The organism is Streptomyces sp. SID13726, from assembly GCF_010548375.1.
Taxonomy (GTDB): domain Bacteria; phylum Actinomycetota; class Actinomycetes; order Streptomycetales; family Streptomycetaceae; genus Streptomyces.
Map to the genome: position 1 here is coordinate 1 of NZ_JAAGLY010000655.1, position 409 is coordinate 409.

Consider the following 409-nt stretch of genomic DNA (forward strand, 5'->3'; position numbering starts at 1 on the left):
CCACCTGGAGTACGGCTACTCGATGTTCGCGTTCCACGCCTACGGCGCGGACGAGGGATCGGTGACCGACCTCGCGGCCGGCAAGGTCGCGACCGCGTCGAGCGAGGACGTCGGGGGCGGTCGCCAGGCCGCGCGCGTCACGGACGGCAACCCGTCGACCCGCTGGGCCGTCGCGGTCGGCGAGCGCACCCGCCCCGACTCGTGGATCCAGGTGGACCTCGGCGAGGAGACCACCGTCGGCGGCGTCCGGTTCGCCTGGGAGGCGAGCGCGGGCGCGCGCTACCTCGTCCAGACGTCGACCGACGGCGAGACCTGGACGACGGCCACCGCCTACGGCAAGGCCCCGGCGGACGTGAACGTCGCACGCCTCGACACCGTCGACCTCACCCCGGAGGGCGCGGACGAGCTG

Annotated in this window: 1 protein-coding gene; it reads left to right on the forward strand. The window is 74.6% G+C overall.

Going from position 1 to position 409, the window contains the following annotated elements; translation table 11 throughout:
* The coding region (locus G3I78_RS49620; RefSeq protein WP_164437245.1) for a discoidin domain-containing protein at positions 1–409 on the forward strand (409 nt) is incomplete at both ends.